Source organism: Citrobacter sp. Cf072, assembly GCF_030334485.1.
Lineage (GTDB): Bacteria > Pseudomonadota > Gammaproteobacteria > Enterobacterales > Enterobacteriaceae > Citrobacter > Citrobacter freundii.
Genome location: NZ_JAOWDX010000045.1, coordinates 683,348 through 702,900 on the forward strand (window position 1 = coordinate 683,348; position 19,553 = coordinate 702,900).

The window sequence follows — 19,553 nt, forward strand, 5'->3', positions numbered from 1 at the left end:
GCATATTTTTGTATAAATTCTTTTAAATTAAGTATTTGCAATAAATTGTTTGTTCAGCGTCACAGATTTAAACCAAATGATTTGGCTAATTTGAGTAGCTAAAATAGCTTTAAAAGGCACTTCGCTAACTCGAGTTAGCATGATTGATAAAACGCATATGAACGTATAAGTAGCATTCGCATTAACGGTGACGATGGCTTCCTGGCAACCTTTTTTCGCCTGATTCACTGATTGCAGTTTCTGTATATTGAGGAAAGCAGCAATGTCTGAAACATTTTTACAGATGAGTCATATTACGAAACGTTTTCCCGGCGTATTAGCGTTGAGTAATGTGGATTTTGCTTTACGCAAAGGCGAGGTTCATGCGCTGCTGGGTGAGAATGGCGCAGGAAAGTCTACGTTAATGAAGATTTTATCCGGTGTTTATCAGCCTGATGAAGGAGATATTATTTTTGAAGGGCAATCTGTTTCTTTTGCGAACCCGTTGAGCGCACAAAGCGCAGGTATCACGATTATTCACCAGGAATTTAATCTTTTCCCTGAACTCACGGTAGAAGAAAATATTTTTATTGGCAGGGAGTTTTGCAAAAATAACCGCTGGCGTCTGGATGAAAAACAACAGCGACAGGCTGCTATCGATATTTTGCAAAAATTAAACCTGAATATCTCCCCAGAAACGCTGGTGGCCGATCTGACCGTCGCGCAACAACAAATGGTTGAGATTGCTAAAGCGATATCGGTGAATGCTAAGATCCTTATTATGGATGAACCGACGGCGGCACTGACGGAAACGGAAATCGACAGCTTATTTCAGGTGACCCGTTTGCTGAAAGAACAGGGAACGGGCATTGTTTATATCTCGCACAGACTGGAAGAACTGGCGCTGATAGCCGATCGCGCTACGGTGATGCGTGATGGTCAGTTTATTGCCACTGTAGATTATGATGCGGTTAAAATTAGCGACCTGATTGCCATGATGGTTGGGCGGGACCTCGGCAATATCTATCCTCGCCGTGGACCTTTGGCTCAACGTAAGCCGGTGTTGGAAGTCAGCGGTCTGACTCGCAATGGTGTACTGAACAACATTGATTTCACCCTGTATCAGGGCGAAATATTGGGCTTTGCCGGTCTGATGGGCGCAGGGCGTACCGAGCTGGCGCGGGCGATTTTTGGCGCGGATCCCATTGATGGCGGTACCCTCAAGCTAAACGGAAAAGTGACGGTAATTAAAGATATTCCTGATGCTATCCAACAGGGTATCAGCTATTTAACCGAGGACAGAAAAAAAGAGGGGCTGGCATTAGGACTGTCCGTTGAGCGTAATATTATGTTGGGCAATTATCCTGAATATTCTGACCGCTATGGCAATGTGGACAGCAAACGTTGTCAGAAAACCAGCGAGGAACAGGTTAAAGCTCTACGGATTAAAACACCACATTTAGAGCAGGCTGCACTGAATTTAAGTGGCGGTAATCAGCAGAAAATTATTATTGCCAGATGGGTATGTAAAGATACCGATATTCTCATCTTTGACGAACCCACTCGCGGTATTGATGTGGGGGCCAAACTTGAAATTTATGAATTAATGAATCGACTGGTGGCAAAAGGGAAGTCAATTATCATGATTTCCTCTGAATTACCGGAAGTGCTGGGTATGTGCGATCGCATTTTGGTTATGCGTAATGGACGTATTACCGGGGAGTTAGCTTCTGATGACGCCACACAAGAAAAAATCATGCAATACGCGACGTTAGAGGACTAATTTATGACTATCTCTGTAACCTCTTCAGACAGCAATAATAAGAAAATAAAAATTAACAAAGAACTTTTAATGCGCCTTGCGCCGCTTTTGAGTCTGATTATTTTAGTAATATTTTTTAGTTTTGGTTCGCCATTTTTCTTTAACACTGAAAACATCATGACAATTGCCTTGCAAACGTCAGTGATTGGCATCATGGCAATTGGCGTTACCTTTGTCATTATCACTTCAGGAATCGATCTTTCTCTTGGCTCGGTAGTGGCCTTTTCTGGTGTTGCGGTAGGCATCAGCGCCACGCTGGGATTGCCTCTGCCCGTATGTATTCTGGCGGGGGTGCTGGCCGGGGGATTATGCGGCTATATCAACGGCCTGCTGGTTACCAAAATGACTATCCCGCCTTTTATCGCCACGCTGGGCCTGATGATGTCAGTCAGAGGCATCAATATGGTGATGACCGATGGTCGTGCGATTTATTTCGCTGATTACCCCACCTTCAAAATGCTGGCCCAGGGACGTTTGTTTGATGTGCTGCCTTATCCCGTTTTTTACCTGGTGGTGGTGGCGTTAATTGCCGCCTACATCCTGAAGAAAACGGTGATTGGTCGCTATGTTTACGCCGTGGGTAGCAATGAGGTAGCCGCACATCTTTCCGGTATTAAAGTTCAGCGCGTCAAAATTTTCGTCTACGCCTTTTGTGGTCTGCTGACTGGGATTGCCGGGGTGATTCTGGCTTCTCGTTTGAATTCAGGACAACCAACGGTCGGCGTGGGGTATGAGCTGGAAGCCATCGCGGCGGTTGTTATTGGCGGTACGAGCCTGATGGGCGGAATTGGCACCATCGGCGGCACGATCATCGGCGCATTCATTATGAGCGTGCTGAAGAATGGTCTGAACCTGATGGGCGTCTCCCAGTTCTGGCAAATGGTAGCCATGGGTGTGGTTGTCATTGCCGCGGTTTATCTCGATACATTACGCAAAAAAATTCGTTGATTTACGCTCCCGGAAGTCACGGGGCATCATAACCCTGACGTTTAGGGTGACTCACTCAGAACGGAGTAAAACAATGAGAACCAGGAATTTTGTCTATGCGTTATCCCTGCTGGCCTGTATGACATCCAGCGTATTGGCTAAAGATATGAACCTTCCGGTGGTCAGTAAAGGTTTCCAGCATGAATTCTGGCAAACCGTAAAAATGGGGACGGAAGCGGCAGCAAAAGAGTTGGGCGATAAAACCAGCTATGTTGGTCCGGCGGATGAAACTCAAATTGCTGAGCAGATTCAGTTGGTTGAAAACGCGATGGCGCAAAAACCCAATGGATTATTACTGGCAGCGTTAGATGCCAACGCGCTTGCGCCATTAGTAGAGACCGCAAATTCACGCGGCATTAAAGTTGTGACGTTTGACTCCGGCGTGAATTCCGATATTCCGGTGAGCTTTGTCGCCACGAATAACCGTAAAGCCGGTGCAGAAGCCGCAGACGCACTGGCAGCGGAAGTGGGCAGCAAAGGAAAAGTTGGCATTATTGCGCACGTAGCGGGGACCTCCTCAGCGATTGAGCGTTCGGAAGGGTTTATTGCCCGTATGAAGGAGAAATATCCGGATATTCAGGTGCTACCGGTCCAGTACAGTGATGGCGATCCGCAAAAGGCGATGGATAAAACCATCGATATGATCCAGGCCAATCCTGATATTGCAGGGATTTATGGCACGAATGAAGGTTCAACGCTGGGCGTTGCAAACGCTATTGATAGTCAGAACCTGAAAGGCAAAGTGAAAGTGATTGGTTTTGATAGCACAGAGGCAATTATTGCCTTCCTGAAGTCCGGAGTGATTCAGGGATTTGTGGTGCAGGACGCTTATCAGATTGGCTACCAGGGTATCAAGACGCTGAATGCAGCGGTATCGGGTCAGTCTGTACCGAAAGAGATTGATATTCCGGTGAAATTTGTCAGTGCGAAGAACATTGATACCCCGGAAATTGACAAATTGTTACACCCATTTGGTAAAAAATAAGACCGTTGGGGCGAGGTGCTCGCCCCATCATTAGCCAGCGTCAGGGAGTTACTATGGGCAGTGGATATTTCCTCGGTGTGGATGTCGGTTCCGCCAGCGTCAGGGCTGGTGTCTTTGATGCCAGTGGCACACGGCTGGCTTTTGCGACACGCCCCATCTCGCAGTTTCGACCCGGTCCTGAGCGGGTTGAGCAGTCATCTGCAGAAATCTGGCAGCAGGTTTGCCAGGCAGTGAAGGAGGCGGTGTCGTCATCCGGGGTTTGTATTGAGGATATTCGCTCATTGGGATTTGATGCCACCTGTTCATTGGTGGTACTGGATGAACAGGGGCGGGGCCTGGCGGTTTCACCAGGCGAACCGTCAGACCATAACATCATCATGTGGATGGATCATCGTGCGTCGCAGGAGACGCAGCGTATTAACGCCACGCAGGATCCGTCTCTACGCTACGTTGGCGGTGAAGTCAGCGTCGAAATGGAGCTTCCCAAAGTGCTATGGCTGAAAAAACATTTTCCAGCCACCTGGGAGAGCGCACATCGCTTCTACGATCTGGCGGACTTTCTGGTCTCTAAAGCTACCGCTAATGATGTTGCAGGACTGTGCACGCTGACCTGTAAATGGAACTATCTGGCACATGAACAACGCTTCAGCCACTCCCTGCTCGACGCCGTTGGATTAACGGATTTGTTGGGCAAAATCCCGTCGCGTATTCTTCCGCCAGGCGCTGGCGTTGGAACGCTTAGCAGCGATTCGGCCCAGGCGCTGGGGCTGACGACTGCAGTGGTCGTCGCCAGCGGTATGATTGATGCCCATGCTGGCGGAGTTGCGCTTGCCGGGGTTGAGCCTGAGGGGACGTTGGCGCTGATTAGCGGAACGTCAAATTGCCATATGCTGTGCAGCGAGCAGGAAATTCATACGCCAGGTGTTTGGGGGCCTTATTGGTCAGCCATGCTGCCAGGCTACTGGCTGACGGAAGGGGGGCAGAGTGCTGCTGGGGCGTTAGTCGACTGGACGCTTCAGGAATCAGGAGCCAGTGCTGAGCTGTTTCACAAAGCTGAGGCCCGGGGCTGCCATCCCATTGTTTTAGTTAATGAATGGGTTGCCGCACTTGAGGAGCAGGAGTCTGAGCCTGGTCGTTATCTGCATGTGCTTGCCGATCACCACGGTAATCGTTCGCCGCGCGCACGGCCCGATGCTCGAGGCAGCATCTGTGGTTTGACGCTGGAACGAGGTGAGATGCAGGTAGCTCGCCTGTACCTGGCGACATTACAGGCGATCGCCTGCGGTACGCGGCATATTATGGAAGTGATGCGTGAAAACGGTCACACCATTTCCCGACTGACGCTGTGCGGCGGCGCAACGCATAACCCACTGTGGATGAGAGAATATGCCGATGCTACCGGATGCGATATTCATCTTATGCAGGAAGAGGATGCGGTGACGTTAGGTGCGGCTATCACTGGCGCGGTAGCATGCGGCGCGTGGGCAACTATACCGTCCGCATGCCGGGCGATGGTTCGATCGGGCGAGGTGATTAAGGCGAACCCGGCGCGGCGGAACTTCTATGATCGCAAATACCAGGCTTATCTGATGCTGTGGGATCAGCAGCAGGCGATTAACCAACTTATGCAGTAAGACAAAAGTTTAAAATACTTTTATGATTGTAGATTGACGTTTTTGGATGTGGACTGGGGCATATAGATGGCTAAAACAGTAGAACAGATAGCCAGCGATCTGAATTTATCGGTTACGACCGTACGACTGGTGCTGAACGGGAAAGCAGAGCAATATCGAATCAGTGTCAAAACCCAAACGCGTATTAATGAATATGTCGAGCGCTATGGTTACGTCATTAACCATTCAGCACGTAGCCTGAAATTAAATAAAACGGATACTTTGGGATTGATTGTACCCAATATTTCCAACGTCTTTTTTGCCACACTCGCAGAAAAACTTGAGCAACGCTGTCGTCGTTCAGGTTATCAGTTAACGATTAGCTGTACCTATGACGATGTTGATTACGAAAATAAACTGACCAAAGCGTTAATCGCCCGTAATGTCGATGGCCTTTTTATTGTTCCCTCAACGTTAGAGAATCAGCAACACCATTTACGTCAGGTCAGAAAACCGATGGTGTTACTTGACCGTGATTTTAAGTATACCGATAACGCACTGGTAGAAAGTCATAACATCTTGGGCGGCGAGAAATTGACGCAGAGTCTGTTTGACGCTGGAAAGTCGCCAATCTGGTTTTTAGTGGGGGATACTGGATTACCCAGCATTGGTGATCGTTTGCAAGGTTATCTTAATGCATTGAACAATAATGGCATTTCACATAGAGATTGGGTGCGCGAAGGTCCGGACAACACACCTGAAGGTGGTTATCGACTGATGGATGAGTTGATCGGCGAACAGGGCTGTCCGCAGGCGTTTATCGCCTCATCATTACCGGTACTGGAGGGGGCCATTAACGCTATTCGTAATCGTTTAGGCACAATTCCACCGGAAATTAATATTGGGACATTCGATGAACACCCAATGCTGGGATTCCTCGCCAATAATGTCTGGTCAATGCAACAGGATGAAAATGTCTGGGCGGAAAAAGCATTCGATATGATGATGAGTGCTATTGATGATCACCCAATTAAAGAAACTGTAAAAGTTGAGATGAAACTTATTAAGCGCGTAAGACAACCTTAATATGTCGCTATAAATAAATCGGCCAACTGAATCTGAATAAATACGTTCAGTGGCTGCCTGTACCTAAAACCTGACCCGTCTTATTCTGCGGCTGCATTTTTCGCAATAAAGACGAGGGGAAACTGTACCCGGAGAATCATTATGGAAAGAATGCGTTTGTCGCGAGAAATCATTGAAACCTGTCTGGAAATGACCAGCCTTGGATTGAATCAGGGGACGGCGGGAAATGTGAGTGCGCGTTATGAAAACGGGATGCTGATCACGCCCAGCGGTATTCCTTACGAAAGACTTACTGAAAACATGATCGTGTATGTAGATAACGACGGGAAATATGATAAAGGACAATTACCCTCCAGTGAATGGCGTTTTCACCTGGCGGCATACCAGACGCGTCCGGATGCCAATGCGGTTGTCCATAACCATGCCGTACACTGCACGGCCGTTTCAATTCTTAATCGCCCTATCCCGGCAATTCACTACATGATTGCAGCGGCGGGGGGGAACTCTATTCCGTGTGCGCCTTATGCGACGTTTGGTACACGAGAGCTGTCAGAGCATGTGAGCGTCGCCCTGAAAAACCGTAAGGCAACGCTTTTACAGCACCATGGGTTGATTGCTTGCGAAGCGAATTTGGAAAAAGCACTGTGGTTGGCGCATGAAGTGGAAGTTCTGGCCCGTCTGTACCTGAGCACGCTGGCGATTGTTGACCCGGTGCCGGTGCTGGATGACGAGGAGATCGCTATTGTGCTGAAGAAATTCAAATCTTACGGATTACGCATTGAAGAGTAATTTCGCATAGCGAAAAGGAGAAATACAATGGCGAACAGAATGATTCTGAATGAAACGGCATGGTTTGGCCGGGGGGCTGTTGGCGCATTAACCGATGAAGTTATTCGTCGCGGTTATCGCAAGGCGTTGATTGTGACTGATAAAAATCTGGTGCAGTGCGGCGTTGTTGAGAAAGTGACTACCCGAATGGATGCTGCAGGTCTGGCATGGGAAATCTATTCAGGCGTTATTCCTAATCCAACCATTGCGGTAGTGCAGGAAGGATTGAGTGTCTTTCAGCAAAGTGGCGCAGACTATCTGATAGCAATCGGCGGAGGCTCCCCGCAGGATACCTGTAAGGCGATTGGCATTATCAATAATAATCCTGAGTTTGCTGATGTACGCAGCCTTGAAGGGTTATCGCCGACACGCAACCCAAGTGTGCCGGTTATGGCTATCCCAACCACCGCGGGAACGGCGGCGGAAGTGACCATTAACTACGTGATCACCGACGAAGAAAATCGGCGCAAGTTTGTTTGTGTTGATCCACATGATATCCCGCAGGTGGCGTTCATCGATGCTGACATGATGGACGGCATGCCTGCTGCGTTAAAAGCCGCTACCGGCGTGGATGCACTGACGCATGCCATTGAAGGGTACATCACGCGGGCGGCGTGGGCATTGACCGATGCGCTGCACATCAAAGCAATTGAAATTATTGCCGGGGCATTACGCGGTTCGGTTGCGGGCGAAAGCCAGGCGGGTGAAGCGATGGCCCTGGGCCAGTACGTTGCCGGGATGGGCTTCTCCAACGTTGGTCTGGGATTAGTGCATGGCATGGCGCACCCGTTAGGCGCGTTCTACAACACGCCGCACGGCATCGCGAATGCCATTTTGCTGCCGCACGTGATGCACTACAACGCGGAATTTACCGGGGAAAAATTCCGCGATATCGCTCGGGTAATGGGGGTTAAGGTTGAAGGACTCACGTTGGCGCAAGCACGTAAAGCAGCAGTGGATGCCGTCTTCGCCCTTAACCGCGATGTAGGGATCCCACTGCATTTACGCGATGTTGGCGTCCGTAAAGAGGATATTCCTGCATTGGCGCAAGCCGCATTTGACGATGTTTGTACCGGGGGAAATCCGCGTGAAGCGAGCCTTGGGGATATCGTCGAGCTGTACCATACTGCCTGGTAATCACCTGGCGTTTATCTGGCCTACAGGGTTATACGTTAAGTAGGCCGGATAAGCGCAGCGCCATCCGAAAATAAGACTACCGTGCCAGCCGTAGCTGCTGTAGGTTTCCGTCGATATGTAAGTCCGTTTGCAGCCGCGCGATATCGCGGCACAAAAACGCCATTTCCCGATGTTCTTCGAGTTTCTTGCGCCATTTCTCCGGTACGTCATCCAGATGTTCATACAGTGCTTCCAGCGTTGGAAACTGCGTCAACAATTGTGTGGCGCTTTTAGGACCAATACCGGCAACCCCAGGTATCTTAGAACTGCTGATCCCTGCCAGTCCCCAGTAATCAGGCAACTGTTGCGGCAGTACGCCGAACTCTTTCTCGATAAACGGCGCATCCAGCCAGCGTTTCTGGAAATAATCGCGAATACGCAGTGTTGGGGAGAGTAGCTGACAATAGCCTTTATCGGTTGAGACGATGGTTGCCTGATGTCCGGCCTGGCTAACTTTCACCGCCAGAGTTGCGGCTAAATCATCGGCTTCATTCCCGCTGGATTCCCAGCAGCAGACACCGCGCTGTTCAAAAGCGGCGCGTAAGGCGGGCATTTCCTTGTATAAATCGTCAGGCATTGGCGGGCGACCGGCTTTGTAGTCAGGTAAGCGTTGGTGACGCCAGCCGCTGTTGCGCGCTTCGTCATCAAATACCGCCACGGCGTGTGTGGGCTGACTGTGCACAATCAACTGATCGAGCGCGTGCTGGCACGTCTCCACGCAGGGGGAGCCCTGTACGGCGTGAATTCGGCGGATAAGATTCAGTGCATCGACAATGAGCAGATGGACGGCCACGGTGTTCTCCCTAACAAATCAGTCTGTAGGGTAACATTCACGGCGGGTGGAGGCGAAGATCTGATACAACATTTTGCCGGATGGCGGCTGAAGCCTTATCCGGCCTACAAATGAATACGGCACTGTAGGCCGGATAAGCTTGCGCCATCCGGCAATGGGGTGGGACTTAATCGCAGGTGACAATTTTCATTGCCAAACCGCCGCGAGATGTTTCGCGGTATTTGGCATTCATGTCTTTACCGGTTTCGTACATGGTCTCGATAACTTTATCGAGGCACACGCGTGGCTCACTGGTACGGCGCAGCGCCATACGTGCGGCGTTCACCGCTTTCACGGACGCGATCGCGTTACGCTCAATGCACGGTACCTGTACCTGGCCGGCAACCGGATCGCAGGTCAGACCCAGGTTATGTTCCATACCGATTTCCGCCGCGATGCACACCTGCATTGGACTACCACCCAGCAGTTCAGCCAGACCAGCCGCTGCCATGGAGCAGGCCACGCCAACTTCACCCTGACAGCCGACTTCGGCACCAGAGATAGAGGCGTTCATCTTATACAGTGAACCAATGGCGCTCGCGACCAGCATGTAGCGTGCCAGCGAGTTAGCGTTCACTTCACGGATAAACTTGTCGTAATACGCCAGTACGGCAGGAACAATCCCGCATGCACCGTTGGTTGGCGCGGTAACTACACGTCCACCTGCTGCGTTTTCTTCGTTCACGGCCAGCGCGAACATGTTGATCCAGTCAACAACCGCCATCGGGTCAGTGGTGGTTTTGTCGCTGCTGACCAGCATGCGACGCAGCGCAGCAGCACGACGCGGGACGCGCAGTTTGCCCGGCAATACACCTTCGGTGGTGATGCCGCGCTCAATCCCGCTACGCATCACTTCCCAGACGTTAGCAAAGTGCTGTTCCAGCTCTTCTTTGCTGTGCAGGGCCAGTTCATTTTGCATCATCAGACCGGAAAGTGACAGGCCGGTTTCCTGGCAATGACGTTGCAAATCAGCTGCGGATTTATACGGATACGGCACGTTTACCGGAGAGTTATTCGGTAAACCAAAATGTTCTTCATCAACGATGAAACCACCGCCAATGGAATAGTAAGTCTGGCTGTAAATGGCTTTTTCGCCTGCCAGTGCGGTAATACGCATCCCGTTTTCGTGCAGGGACAGATTGTCCGCATGGAAATTCATGCACTTGTCGACCGGGAACTCGACCTCATGTTGACCGTCTGCCAGCAGCAAACGCCCATGAGTATTCACATCCTGGATAAAGGAAGGGATGGCATCAATGTCTACGGTATCCGGTAGATTACCCGCCAGGCCCATAATAATCGCGATGTCGGTATGGTGACCTTTCCCCGTCAGAGACAAGGAGCCATAGACATCAACCACTACGCGGGTTACGTCAGTGAGAATTCCGCGTGCAATCAGGTCATCCGTGAATTGTTTGCCTGCTTTCATCGGGCCAACAGTGTGGGAGCTGGAAGGGCCAATGCCGATTTTGAAAATATCGAATACGCTAATCATGAGGCGTCCATTGTGTATCGAGATGCGCCGCCCCGAAGAGCGGCGCAGGGGAATTAACTGAACAGAGAGTAGAAAATAGCGGAGATAGCGATCAGGCCCATAATCACAACGAAGACGTTGCTGATATGGCCGCTGTACTTACGCATTGCCGGTACTTTCTGGATGGCATACATCGGCATCAAGAACAGAATCATCGCGATGATTGGGCCACCCAGGGTCTCAATCATACCGAGGATGCTCGGGTTCAGTGTCGCCACAATCCAGGTGGTTACCAGCATGAACAGTGCAGTGATTTTGTTCAGTTTGTTGATTTCGATGGATTTGCCTTTGCCGCGCAGAGACTTAATCACCATCCCGTTGAAGCCTTCACGTGCGCCCAGGTAGTGGCCGAGGAAGGATTTGGTGATAGCGATAATCGCGATGATCGGTGCCATCCAGGCAATAATCGGCGCGTTAAAGTGGTTCGCCAGGTAAGACAGAATCGAGATGTTCTGCTCTTTTGCTGCTGCCAGGTCCGCCGGGGTCAGGCTGAATACACAGCTGAAGACGAAGAACATAACGGTCAGTACCATCATGATGTGAGCGAATGCCAGAATCTTGGAGCATTTCTTCTCAGCTTCATCACCGTACTCTTCACGCTTCGCCACGGCGAAGGAGGAGATGATCGGGGAGTGGTTGAAGGAGAACACCATTACCGGAATCGCCAGCCACAGGGTCAACAGCAGGCCGTTCCCGGTGGTTGCCGCAGAGTCAAAAGACATGGTTTCCAGAATCGCACCGCTCCACTGAGGGATCAGATACAGCGCCAGCAGCATCAGAGCCGCAACGAACGGGAATACCAGGATGCTCATCGCCTTAACGATCATCTGCTCACCGAAGCGCACGATGGTCATCATGCCGACAATCAGGATCAGAGACAGGATTGCACGCGGCGGAGGAGTAATCGCCAGCTGATGGGTCAGGAAGCTTTCAACGGTATTGGTGATTGCTACGCTGTAAACCAACAGAATCGGGTAGATAGCGAAGAAGTAGAGCAGGGTAATCAGTTTACCTGCGCCAACGCCGAAGTGTTCTTCTACAACTTCGGTGATGTCTTCACCCGGATTTTTACCGGACAGCACAAAGCGAGTCAGACCGCGGTGTGCAAAGAAGGTCATTGGGAAGGCAAGGATCGCCATGATGATCAGCGGGATCATACCGCCTACGCCTGCGTTGATCGGCAGGAACAATACACCCGCGCCAATCGCCGTGCCGTAAAGGCCCAGCATCCACATGGTGTCTGTCTTGCGCCATGCGCTGCGGGTCTGGCCCGTAACGATAGTGCTGGTTTGAGTGTTTTCCATCTATTTCTCCTGGAGGAAGCTTAAAAAGCCGGGTTTGAGGTCAATCCAATGAGAAAGTACCCGGCTGTAAATCGAAATTCGTTGAGCGATTTTTATATAATTTTTCGCCGTAATAATTTTCGGGCGGAAAGATACATTTTAGTAATGAATGTATCAGTGATCGGGATCCCAAATGCAATAATCCACCTTTTATGTGGATAAATTTGGGCCATTAATCTGTTAAAAAATAGTCAAAGCGAATTTACGGGCGCGAAGGCTAACATTAACGACATATCTCATGAAAGCGAAGGCGCGAAGATAGGCGTGTTCAGCTGTAAAAACTGTTGTTTTTAGATGATTTCGGCGACTAATAATAATTTACTAAGATAAATCACGGTTGGGTTTTCAAGGTAATCGTTTGCGTGGTGCGCTGTTTTTAATGAATCATCACTGGTATTTATGTGATTGTCAGAGCTATGTGACTGGTATCACTAAAAAAAGCCGGGAGGAAAATGCGCCAAACCCGGCTTTAATATGGACAAAACTGTCATCGCTATAGTGCTGCTAGCGGGTGTAGAAGGTTAGGCGCAGATCTCGTAACAAGGGATATACGCAGTGCCCGGTAACTTCATACGATGTTGTGCAACAAAGCCCTGCAGGAGATCGTCCATGCGGCGCATCATTTCGCGGTCACCGTGGATTTTGTACGGGCCAAACTCTTCAATAGCGCGGATGCCGACTTCCTTCACGTTACCAGCCACAATACCGGAGAATGCACGACGTAGATCGGCCGCAAGTACTTCAACGGGTTGATCCGGGTACAGCTTCAGGTTGGCCATGTTTTCATGGGACGGTTCGAACGGCATCTGCAGATCGGGCGCGATACGAATCGACCAGTTAAAGCTGTAAGCATCACCTGTGTCGCGACGGTTTTCTTTCACCAGCGGCATCGCTTTTTTCATCAGACGCGCCACTTCCGCTGCATCGTCAATGATAATGCGATAGTGGCGACGCGCATCTTCCCCCAGCGTGTGCACGATAAATTCGTCCAGCACGCGGAAGTAATCCGCACTCTCTTTTGGTCCGGTCAGGATCAGTGGTAGAACCTGATCTTTGTTGGCCGGATTCATCAGGATCCCCAGCAGATACAGCAGCTCTTCTGCTGTCCCTACGCCACCCGGGAAGATGATAATACCGTGGGCGATACGCACGAACGCTTCCAGACGTTTTTCAATGTCCGGCATGATGATCAGTTCGTTTACCAGCGGGTTAGGCGGTTCAGCGGCGATGATTGACGGTTCGGTCATGCCAATAAATCGGCTGTCTTTGTATCGCTGCTGGGCGTGTCCTACCGCAGCGCCTTTCATTGGCGCTTCCATCGCTCCTGGACCGCAGCCGGTACAGATGTTCAGTTCGCGCAAGCCCAACTGTGTGCCGACGCGACGGGCGTACAGGTACTCATTTTCGTTGATTGAGTGACCGCCCCAGCAGACGACCATGTTCGGCGCTTCACCAACGTGCAGCGCCCGGGCATTACGCAGGATCGAGAATACCAGGTTGGTAATATGCACCGAGCTTTCGAGATCCAGATGCTGAAAACGACCGGCGTTATGGATCTGGCCATTGACGAACAGAATGTCGCGCAGCACGGCAAACAGGTTAGCCTGTAGCGCACGAATAATGCGTCCATCAACAAACGCATCTTCAGGTGGGTTGATCAGTTCCAGCTTCACGCCCCGTTCGCGGCGCAGTACGTTAATATCGAAACTTTCAAAGCGTGACAGCAGTTCTTTACTGTTGTCGGTCAAACTGCCGGAGTTCAGAACGGCAAGCGAACAGTTACGAAACAGTTGATACAGGTCGCTGCTGGCCGTGCGTTTAAGCATATCGACTTCCAGCTGCGACAACATGTCCATTGAGCCAAGCGGGCTAATATGTGTAATCAAGTAAACTCCTTATGGGACGCAACACGTCATTCCCTGTGATTACAATAGCCCTGGCTTATGACCTTTCACAACCTTGTGCGCGGAATCCGACACGCAAAATTGAGAAAAAAGATTACTGACGCACCAGACGACCGGTTGCCGGAGTGAAATCGGTGTTGGTGCGCCATGGGTTAATGTCCAGGCCACCACGTCGCGTGTAGCGTGCGTAAACGCTCAGTTTCTCCGGCTGGCAGAAGCGCAGAATGTCATTGAAAATGCGTTCCACACACTGCTCGTGAAATTCATTATGGTGGCGGAAGGAGACCAGATAACGCAGCAGTTTCTCCCTGTCGATTTTCCGTCCGCGATACTGAATTTGTATGGAGCCCCAGTCGGGCTGATGGGTAATCAGACAGTTGGATTTCAGTAGATGGCTGACCAGTGTCTCTTCCACTGCCTTTTCACCGCTCACGGCATTTTCCAGATACGCAGTGCTGAACTGGTAGTTATCGATGACGATATCCTGATTGTCGATACAGGTGCCGTTAAAGTGGGCTATCGGCTGCCCTTCCAGTTCGTCAAGGCGGTACAGCGCCACGCTGACATCGCCCTGAGCGCAGGCGCGAAGATCGTTTTCCAGTGTCTGACGTACCGCATCCCAGGAATCAAAACGCGTCTGATTAAAACTGTTCAGGTAAAGCTTAAAGCTTTTCGATTCAATCAGATTTACGCTGGTGTAATCCAGTTCCACGTGACCGACTGCGACCTGGGGTAAGCCGTTGGTATTCAGCCACGACAGTTCATACAGCGTCCAGATATCTGCACCGTGAAAAGGCAGGGTATCGGCCTTTAAATCCAGCGGATCGCGGTTTAGGCTGCGCGGAACGCCCTGCAACAGACTTGCATCGTAATTGTCTCGGTAATCCGTTGATTTACCTAGAGTCAGGCCGTCAAGCGCCTGATGATTTTCATAAGAGGACATGTTTCACCGTCATAAACCAGATACACTATGCGACAAGTGTATCCTGGCTTTTGTGAAGAGAGAAATCAGTGGACGAATTGACAGCGCAGGCGTTGGTAGCCTTTACGACGCGTTATTGCGACGCATGGCATGAAAAAAACAACAGTTGGCCACTCAGTGAAGAGCTGTATGGCGTACCTTCTCCGTGCATCATTTCTTCCACAGACGATGCGGTATTTTGGCAGCCTCAACCTTTTGTCGGCGAAAAAAACCTCAATGCGGTTGAACGGGCATTTGATATTGTGATACAACCTGCCGCTCACGCTTTTTACACCACCCAGTTTGCCGGGGATATGCACGCGCAGTTTGCGGATGAAAAGCTGACGCTGCTGCAGACCTGGAGTGAAGATGACTTCAGGCGCGTTCAGGAAAACCTGATTGGTCACTTGGTTACGCAAAAGCGACTTAAGCTTTCGCCTACGCTTTTTATTGCCACACAAGATAATGAGCTTGACGTCATTTCGGTGTGCAATCTGTCCGGTGAAGTGTGCAAAGAAACGCTGGGAACCCGTAAACGAACGGTGCTGGCGGCCTCACTTGCGGAATTCCTCACTCAACTTAAGCCAGTTCTGTAATCCTGTTTGCCCTGAATCTTGTGAGAGATCTCTTACATCCCCTGTAGGACATTGCCAGGTGATAAGTAAAGACTTAATGAATTGATAAAATAATAATTTATTATTATTCAATTGGTTAGTCTTTTATTGTCAACTTTCATACGAAAATAATCGTAAGGGTAAGCCTGTAAGCATCTTGTAAGACAAAGCGAAACAGGCGATTCTATATCTGTCGACAAGGAGTCGCACAACGAAGAGAACATCAGGATGATGGCTCTTCACCTGGACACACCAGGACGGTGTTGCAAGGACAGGCTTCAGGACGAAGCAAAGAGGAAGACGCTGGATGCGTTAAAGGACACCTCCAGGACGGAGAATGAGAGCCGGTCAGGATGTTCGGCGGGTCAGGATGGCCAGGATACTTCAGGATGAAGTTTTCACATCGGGGTGATGTGAGCAGGATGCAAAAGTTCAGGATGAACAAGGTCGCAAGACCACAGGAAAAGTTGTCACGGATGAGCAGGGAGCACTAAAAGTAGCTGGAATGCTGCGAAACGAACCGGGAGCACTGTTTTTACAGTGCTCCCTTTTTTTATTTCCCTCCACTAGTGCTATTCTTCGCGCCAGATTTTTCATCATTGAGGTTTATTTCATGACGACTCATGACCGTGTGCGCCAGCAGTTACACGCACTTGAAGCGCTACTGCGTGAACATAATCACTGGCGGATGGATGAGCCAGCAGAGCATCTGTTTACCAGTACGCAGCCTTTTTGTATGGATACCATGGAGCCGGTCGAGTGGCTGCAGTGGGTGTTGATTCCCCGCATGCATACGCTACTCGATAACGCGCAGCCGCTTCCGCAGGCTTTTGCCGTTGCACCGTATTACGAAATGGCGCTAGCAGCCGATCATCCGCAACGCGACATTCTCCTGGCGGCATTGCAGGAGCTGGATGCGCTGTTTACCAGTGATAACGCCTGATGCTGGAAATTCTTTATCAGGACGAATGGCTGGTTGCAGTCAATAAACCTTCGGGCTGGTTGGTTCACCGCAGTTGGCTCGACCGGGATGAGAAAGTGGTGGTGATGCAAACGGTGCGAGACCAAATTGGTCAGCACGTTTTTACCGCCCATCGACTCGACAGACCAACCTCCGGTGTGCTGCTGATGGGACTGTCCAGCGAAGCCGGGCGTTTGTTGTCTCAGCAGTTTGAACATCATCAAATTCAGAAACGCTATCATGCGATTGTGCGTGGCTGGCTGATGGATGATGCCGTGCTGGATTACCCGTTGGTCGAAGAGCTGGATAAGATTGCCGATAAGTTTGCCCGCGATGATAAAGGCCCGCAGCCTGCCGTCACCCATTATCGCGGCCTGGCAACGGTAGAAATGCCGGTAGCGACCGGGCGTTATCCGACCACCCGTTATGGACTGGTGGAGCTGGATCCTAAAACCGGTCGGAAACACCAGCTCAGGCGCCATCTGGCCCACTTACGCCATCCGATAATTGGCGACAGCAAGCACGGTGATTTACGGCAAAACCGCAGCGCCGCAGAGCATTTCGGTTGTCAGCGATTAATGCTGCATGCCAGCCAGCTTGCGCTGACGCATCCATTCACCGGTGAGCCTCTGGTTATTCGCGCCGGGCTGGATGACGTCTGGATGCAGGCATTGTCACAATTTGGCTGGCGTGGACTTCTCCCTGAGAATGAAAGGGTTGAGTTCGTCGAGCGGTCAGGTCAGGATGAGCAGATAGATTCTTAAGTCCCAGGAGATTACGGTTATGGCGGAAATTGGAATTTTTGTCGGCACAATGTACGGAAACGCGCTGCTGGTTGCCGAAGAGGCCGAGGCCATTTTGACGGCACAGGGTCATAAAGCCACGGTGTTTGAAGATCCTGAGCTTAGCGACTGGCAGGTATATCAGGATAAATATGTGCTGGTGGTGACCTCAACGACCGGGCAGGGCGATCTGCCCGATAGCATTGTGCCGCTGTTTCAGGGGATCAAAGATAATCTCGGTTTCCAGCCAAATCTGCATTACGGAGTCATTGCGCTGGGCGACAGCAGCTACGTTAATTTCTGCAATGGTGGCAAACAGTTTGATGCGCTGTTGCAGGAGCAAAGCGCACAGCGCGTGGGTGAAATGTTGCTGATTGACGCCAGCGAACATCCTGAACCGGAAAGCGAATCCAACCCTTGGGTAGAAAACTGGGGAACCTTGCTCAAATAATCTCTCGCCCGTACGGGCATACAACCCCCATTTGAACCGTAGGCCGGGTCAGGCGAAGCCGCCACCCGGCAATAAAACCCCAATTACGTGAACTAACTTCCACTGCTTTGGGCTTATGCCCCAAACAACTTCTTACTGCCTCCCGAATGTTGTGTTCATGCACGGTGAGGGTAAGAGCCACTCCTTCATATACTTTTCCCGTCAGTTCCCGAAAAGGCAGCGAGTCAGAATAAAACGGCCCTGAGCTGTACCAAAACTGCCACACACTAACCTCTCATTCTGATCACCCTACAGGTGCTGTACAGAATGAACTGGCGAAAGCCAAGATTCAGGAGTGCAACAATGAGTTCATTAAGTCAGGCGGCGAGCAGCGCTGAAAAACGCACTAACGCTCGCTACTGGATAGTGGTGATGTTGTTTATCGTCACATCCTTCAACTACGGCGATCGCGCCACCTTATCCATTGCCGGTTCGGAGATGGCCAAAGACATTGGTCTGGATGCGGTAGGGATGGGTTATGTATTCTCCGCTTTCTCATGGGCCTATGTTATCGGCCAGATCCCTGGCGGCTGGTTGCTTGACCGCTTCGGTTCAAAACGTGTTTATTTCTGGTCCATCTTTATCTGGTCCATGTTTACCCTGCTGCAGGGCTTCGTCGATATCTTTAGCGGCTTCGGCATTATCGTTGCGCTGTTTACGTTGCGATTCCTTGTCGGTTTAGCTGAAGCACCTTCCTTCCCCGGGAATAGTCGTATAGTTGCGGCATGGTTCCCGGCACAGGAGAGGGGCACGGCGGTCGCAATCTTTAACTCTGCGCAGTACTTTGCCACCGTTATTTTTGCGCCAATCATGGGGTGGCTGACCCACGAAGTGGGCTGGTCGCATGTGTTCTTCTTTATGGGCGGCCTCGGGATTGTTATCAGCTTTATCTGGCTGAAGGTGATTCATGAACCAAACCAGCACCCGGGCGTAAACCAAAAAGAGCTGGAGTACATTGCTGAAGGCGGGGCGCTGATCAATATGGATCAGGCGGCCGCCAAAGCTAAAGTGCCGTTCAGCGTGAAGTGGGGGCAAATCAAACAGCTGCTGGGCTCACGGATGATGATCGGTATTTACATCGGGCAATACTGCATTAACGCGCTGACCTACTTCTTTATCACCTGGTTCCCGGTTTATCTGGTGCAGGCTCGCGGTATGTCGATTTTGAAAGCCGGTTTTGTCGCTTCGGTCCCGGCCATTTGCGGATTCGCCGGCGGCGTGCTCGGCGGCATTATTTCCGACTGGCTGATGCGCCGTACCGGTTCGCTAAATATCGCCCGTAAAACGCCAATCGTACTCGGCATGCTGCTGTCGATGGTGATGGTGTTCTGTAACTACGTCAACGTGGAGTGGATGATCATCGGCTTTATGGCGCTGGCCTTCTTCGGCAAAGGTATCGGTGCGTTGGGATGGGCGGTGATGGCTGATACTGCACCTAAAGAGATCAGCGGTCTGAGCGGCGGTTTGTTCAACATGTTTGGCAATATCTCCGGTATCGTCACGCCAATTGCTATCGGCTACATCGTAGGGACCACCGGCTCGTTTAACGGCGCGTTGATTTACGTCGGGGTGCATGCGTTGATTGCGGTGGTGAGCTATCTGGTACTGGTGGGCGATATTAAACGTATCGAACTGAAACCTGTCGCAGGACAATGA

17 protein-coding genes are annotated in these 19,553 nt (G+C 50.8%); 12 read left to right on the plus strand and 5 right to left on the minus strand.

Annotation, left to right across the window (positions count from 1 at the left end):
* Positions 1-262: 262 nt before the first annotated feature.
* The 7 genes from OGX66_RS15615 (at position 263) to fucO (ending at position 8,437) form a co-directional block, all read left to right on the plus strand.
* The gene (locus tag OGX66_RS15615; protein ID WP_003034052.1) at positions 263-1,762 is read left to right on the plus strand and encodes a sugar ABC transporter ATP-binding protein; all 1,500 of its coding nucleotides are present in this window, start codon (positions 263-265) and stop codon (positions 1,760-1,762) included.
* A 3-nt stretch (positions 1,763-1,765) separates the two neighbouring features.
* Complete coding sequence (locus OGX66_RS15620; protein ID WP_003034055.1) at positions 1,766-2,749, plus strand: ABC transporter permease; 984 nt, start codon at positions 1,766-1,768, stop codon at positions 2,747-2,749.
* Positions 2,750-2,822: 73 nt separating this feature from the next.
* Complete coding sequence (locus OGX66_RS15625; RefSeq protein WP_003034057.1) at positions 2,823-3,773, plus strand: ABC transporter substrate-binding protein; 951 nt, start codon at positions 2,823-2,825, stop codon at positions 3,771-3,773.
* Positions 3,774-3,826: 53 nt separating this feature from the next.
* Entirely contained in the window at positions 3,827-5,407 is a 1,581-nt protein-coding gene (locus OGX66_RS15630; RefSeq protein ID WP_046670355.1) for an FGGY-family carbohydrate kinase, read from the plus strand.
* A gap of 66 nt (positions 5,408-5,473) precedes the next feature.
* Positions 5,474-6,472 (plus strand): LacI family DNA-binding transcriptional regulator, encoded by a 999-nt coding sequence (locus OGX66_RS15635; RefSeq protein ID WP_003034060.1) that lies wholly within the window; start codon positions 5,474-5,476, stop codon positions 6,470-6,472.
* 141 nt (positions 6,473-6,613) lie between these two features.
* On the plus strand, positions 6,614-7,261 hold the full coding sequence (gene fucA / locus OGX66_RS15640; protein ID WP_088903099.1) for an L-fuculose-phosphate aldolase: 648 nt from the start codon (positions 6,614-6,616) through the stop codon (positions 7,259-7,261).
* A 27-nt stretch (positions 7,262-7,288) separates the two neighbouring features.
* Positions 7,289-8,437: a lactaldehyde reductase gene (gene fucO, locus OGX66_RS15645; RefSeq protein ID WP_046670356.1), complete on the plus strand. Its 1,149-nt coding sequence runs from the start codon at positions 7,289-7,291 to the stop codon at positions 8,435-8,437.
* A gap of 76 nt (positions 8,438-8,513) precedes the next feature.
* Here fucO and xni read toward each other — a convergent pair whose 3' ends face one another.
* The 5 genes from xni to queF form a co-directional block, all read right to left on the minus strand.
* Positions 8,514-9,269, minus strand: coding sequence for a flap endonuclease Xni (gene xni / locus OGX66_RS15650; RefSeq protein WP_003846524.1), 756 nt, complete (start codon positions 9,267-9,269; stop codon positions 8,514-8,516).
* 166 nt (positions 9,270-9,435) lie between these two features.
* Positions 9,436-10,803 (minus strand): L-serine ammonia-lyase, encoded by a 1,368-nt coding sequence (locus tag OGX66_RS15655; RefSeq protein WP_003034070.1) that lies wholly within the window; start codon positions 10,801-10,803, stop codon positions 9,436-9,438.
* A gap of 53 nt (positions 10,804-10,856) precedes the next feature.
* Positions 10,857-12,146: an HAAAP family serine/threonine permease gene (locus OGX66_RS15660; protein WP_003034073.1), complete on the minus strand. Its 1,290-nt coding sequence runs from the start codon at positions 12,144-12,146 to the stop codon at positions 10,857-10,859.
* A 560-nt stretch (positions 12,147-12,706) separates the two neighbouring features.
* Complete coding sequence (ppnN, locus tag OGX66_RS15665) at positions 12,707-14,071, minus strand: nucleotide 5'-monophosphate nucleosidase PpnN (RefSeq protein ID WP_003034076.1); 1,365 nt, start codon at positions 14,069-14,071, stop codon at positions 12,707-12,709.
* A 112-nt stretch (positions 14,072-14,183) separates the two neighbouring features.
* Entirely contained in the window at positions 14,184-15,032 is an 849-nt protein-coding gene (gene queF / locus OGX66_RS15670; RefSeq protein WP_003034084.1) for an NADPH-dependent 7-cyano-7-deazaguanine reductase QueF, read from the minus strand.
* A gap of 68 nt (positions 15,033-15,100) precedes the next feature.
* On the opposite strand from queF, the gene syd reads away from it, so the two are divergent.
* The 5 genes from syd (at position 15,101) to gudP (ending at position 19,553) form a co-directional block, all read left to right on the plus strand.
* Positions 15,101-15,646, plus strand: coding sequence for a SecY-interacting protein (syd, locus tag OGX66_RS15675; protein ID WP_088903100.1), 546 nt, complete (start codon positions 15,101-15,103; stop codon positions 15,644-15,646).
* 631 nt (positions 15,647-16,277) lie between these two features.
* Positions 16,278-16,607, plus strand: coding sequence for a YqcC family protein (locus OGX66_RS15680; RefSeq protein ID WP_003034091.1), 330 nt, complete (start codon positions 16,278-16,280; stop codon positions 16,605-16,607).
* Complete coding sequence (gene truC, locus OGX66_RS15685) at positions 16,607-17,389, plus strand: tRNA pseudouridine(65) synthase TruC (RefSeq protein WP_016150914.1); 783 nt, start codon at positions 16,607-16,609, stop codon at positions 17,387-17,389. Before OGX66_RS15680 ends, truC begins: the two co-directional genes overlap by 1 nt.
* A gap of 19 nt (positions 17,390-17,408) precedes the next feature.
* On the plus strand, positions 17,409-17,858 hold the full coding sequence (locus OGX66_RS15690) for a flavodoxin (RefSeq protein ID WP_003846536.1): 450 nt from the start codon (positions 17,409-17,411) through the stop codon (positions 17,856-17,858).
* A gap of 342 nt (positions 17,859-18,200) precedes the next feature.
* Positions 18,201-19,553 (plus strand): galactarate/glucarate/glycerate transporter GudP, encoded by a 1,353-nt coding sequence (gene gudP / locus OGX66_RS15695; RefSeq protein ID WP_003034105.1) that lies wholly within the window; start codon positions 18,201-18,203, stop codon positions 19,551-19,553.

Excerpts from the sequence above, each read along its gene's own strand:
- OGX66_RS15625 (WP_003034057.1), top strand. The coding sequence starts at position 2,823 with ATGAGAACCAGGAATTTTGTCTATGCGTTATCCCTGCTGGCCTGTATG.
- truC (WP_016150914.1), top strand. The coding sequence starts at position 16,607 with ATGCTGGAAATTCTTTATCAGGACGAATGGCTGGTTGCAGTCAATAAA.
- OGX66_RS15690 (WP_003846536.1), top strand. The coding sequence starts at position 17,409 with ATGGCGGAAATTGGAATTTTTGTCGGCACAATGTACGGAAACGCGCTG.
- OGX66_RS15660 (WP_003034073.1), bottom strand. The coding sequence starts at position 12,146 with ATGGAAAACACTCAAACCAGCACTATCGTTACGGGCCAGACCCGCAGC.
- queF (WP_003034084.1), bottom strand. The coding sequence starts at position 15,032 with ATGTCCTCTTATGAAAATCATCAGGCGCTTGACGGCCTGACTCTAGGT.
- OGX66_RS15635 (WP_003034060.1), top strand. The coding sequence starts at position 5,474 with ATGGCTAAAACAGTAGAACAGATAGCCAGCGATCTGAATTTATCGGTT.
- OGX66_RS15630 (WP_046670355.1), top strand. The coding sequence starts at position 3,827 with ATGGGCAGTGGATATTTCCTCGGTGTGGATGTCGGTTCCGCCAGCGTC.
- fucA (WP_088903099.1), top strand. The coding sequence starts at position 6,614 with ATGGAAAGAATGCGTTTGTCGCGAGAAATCATTGAAACCTGTCTGGAA.
- OGX66_RS15615 (WP_003034052.1), top strand. The coding sequence starts at position 263 with ATGTCTGAAACATTTTTACAGATGAGTCATATTACGAAACGTTTTCCC.
- OGX66_RS15655 (WP_003034070.1), bottom strand. The coding sequence starts at position 10,803 with ATGATTAGCGTATTCGATATTTTCAAAATCGGCATTGGCCCTTCCAGC.
- OGX66_RS15620 (WP_003034055.1), top strand. The coding sequence starts at position 1,766 with ATGACTATCTCTGTAACCTCTTCAGACAGCAATAATAAGAAAATAAAA.
- OGX66_RS15680 (WP_003034091.1), top strand. The coding sequence starts at position 16,278 with ATGACGACTCATGACCGTGTGCGCCAGCAGTTACACGCACTTGAAGCG.
- gudP (WP_003034105.1), top strand. The coding sequence starts at position 18,201 with ATGAGTTCATTAAGTCAGGCGGCGAGCAGCGCTGAAAAACGCACTAAC.
- fucO (WP_046670356.1), top strand. The coding sequence starts at position 7,289 with ATGGCGAACAGAATGATTCTGAATGAAACGGCATGGTTTGGCCGGGGG.